We start from the raw sequence: 2,549 nt of genomic DNA, 5'->3' as shown, positions 1-2,549 counted from the left end.
TGTTCTCATATTGTTTAGTTGGCGGTTTTTTTGAAGCTATCAAATTAAGTTAAATCTATGAATTTTAGTGAATCTTGCTTTGATTTCTAAAAATTTTGACACGGATTTCACGGATTTTCACGGACTTATTCATGCTTTGGCTATGATTACTCTAATTTTTCACTATGATTTCACGAATGCAATAGGTTTTCAGTCAGTATTAGGATTTACCAGAGTATATGTCGAGTTGGTATCTATTTTTTTAGTGCGTCTCGCTTTGTTTTTTAAAGATGTTGACACGAATTTCACGAATCCTCAAATTCATCTGTTTTTGGAAATTACGACACTAAAATATTTTCTATAAATTTTTACGAATTTACAAGGTTTTCATTCTGTTTTAAAACCTGCAGAGTATTATGATCCTTGAATAGTATTAACACCAATAGATAGCTTTAAAGATCTTGTTATTCATGTATAAACGATAATTTTTTCAAATTAAGGCTGCCAACTGAAGACTGCCAACTGAAGACTGAAGACTAAGATATATAATTCCAAATATTCTTATACTTACTCAACTGTCCGTAAGTATAGCGCAATACTTTATTTTCGGGAAGCGATAGCGAAGGGTCGGCTTTTAAAATTGCTTTGGCGTGATGACGTGCATGTTGCAAAATGTCCTTGTCTTTGATCACATCGGCTATTTTGAGATTTAAAACACCGCTTTGTTGCGTGCCCATCAAATCGCCAGGTCCGCGAAGTTGCAGGTCAACTTCGGCAATTTCAAAGCCGTCATTGGTGCTGACCATGGTTTGAAGTCGGGTTTTGCTGTCTTCACTAAGTTTGTGGCTCGTCATCAAAATGCAATAACTCTGTTCGGCACCACGACCTACGCGACCTCTTAATTGGTGTAATTGAGATAATCCGAAGCGTTCGGCACTTTCGATAATCATGACGGAAGCATTAGGAACGTTAACACCAACTTCAATAACTGTGGTGGCGACCATGATTTGCGTTTCGCCTTTTACAAAACGCTGCATCTCGAAATCTTTATCGGCAGGTTTCATTTGCCCATGAACAATTGAGATTTGATATTCGGGCATTGGAAATTCCCTAACGATACTTTCGTAGCCATCCATCAAATCTTTATAATCCATTTTTTCGCTTTCTTGGATCAGCGGATATACGATATAAATCTGTCTGCCTTTTGCAATTTCCTCTCGGATAAATTTGAAAACTTTTAAGCGATTTTTGTCATACCGATGGACAGTTTTTACATCCTTTCTTCCAGGTGGTAATTCGTCAATTACGGACACGTCCAAATCGCCATAAACGGACATGGCTAAAGTTCTTGGAATGGGGGTTGCGGTCATAATTAAAATGTGCGGAGGCGAGGTGTTTTTATGCCATAATTTACTGCGTTGCGCCACTCCAAAACGATGCTGTTCATCAATGACGGCAAGCCCTAAATTCTTGAATTTTACTTTATCTTCGAGCAAGGCATGGGTGCCAATTAAGATGTCTAATTCGCCATTTTCGAGCGCCTCATGAATTTTTCGCCGCTCTGAAGTTTTAGTTGAACCAGTGAGCAGTTTTATACTGATGTTCAAATTATTACATAGCTCAACTAATCCGTGATAGTGTTGGACTGACAAAATAGCAGTCGGTGCCATTAAGCATGCTTGAAAACCGTTGTCAAGTGCCATTAACATTGACATGAGGGCAACTATAGTCTTTCCAGAACCAACATCGCCTTGCAATAAGCGATTCATTTGCGCATTGCTTCCTAAATCGGCTCTGATTTCCCGTAAAACCCGCTTTTGTGCGTTGGTCAAATCGAAGGGTAAATGCTCCTGGAAAAAGGTGTTAAAATAGTGTCCGACATGCGCAAAATTAAAACCTTTAATTTTTGATTTATGGATCAAATTCTTGATGATCAATTGGAGCTGAATGTAGAATAATTCTTCAAATTTTAATCGGAATTGTGCCTTCGAAAGTAGTTCTTGATTCTCCGGAAAATGGATGTTAAAAAGGGCTTTGCTTTTCGAAATTAATTTCAGTTCTGACAGTAAATTATCGGAGAGTGTTTCTTCAAATCGACCTTTGGTTTCCAAAAATAATTGCTGCATGATCTTGTTCAAAACACGATTGGAAATTCCTTTGTTTGCCAATTTTTCGGTAGATGGATAAATCGGTTGCATGGCCGATCGGAGGTTTTTTTCGTGCTCTTCCAACAGTTCCATTTCAGGATGTGGCATGCTGAAAACACCATTAAACCAATTGGTTTTTCCGAAAATCACGTATGGTTTTCCAAGTCTAATACTTTCTCGGATCCATTTATGACCTCTAAACCATACCAATTCTACAATGCCAGTATCGTCCTTGAAGGTGGCAACTAAGCGTTTTCCTCTGCCTTGTCCAGCTTCCTTTAAGCTTGTGATTTCTCCGATAATTTGAACGTCAGCGCTATTTTGTTGCAGTTGGTTGATTTTATAGTACTGCGTTTTGTCAATATAGCGATTGGGAAACAAATTGATCAAATCTTGATAGGTGTGAATGCCAAGTTCGCTTCG

1 protein-coding gene is annotated in these 2,549 nt (G+C 38.3%); it reads right to left on the bottom strand.

All coding sequences use genetic code 11. The features are described from left to right. Positions 1 to 515: 515 nt before the first annotated feature. Positions 516 to 2,549: ATP-dependent DNA helicase RecG (gene recG, locus ABIQ28_RS01150; RefSeq protein ID WP_348034916.1), on the bottom strand; the 2,034-nt coding region annotated here is incomplete at its 5' end.

Origin of the sequence: Gelidibacter sp. (genome assembly GCF_039916245.1) — a bacterium.
GTDB lineage: Bacteria > Bacteroidota > Bacteroidia > Flavobacteriales > Flavobacteriaceae > Gelidibacter.
This window is presented reverse-complemented; position numbering and strand designations above follow the sequence as displayed.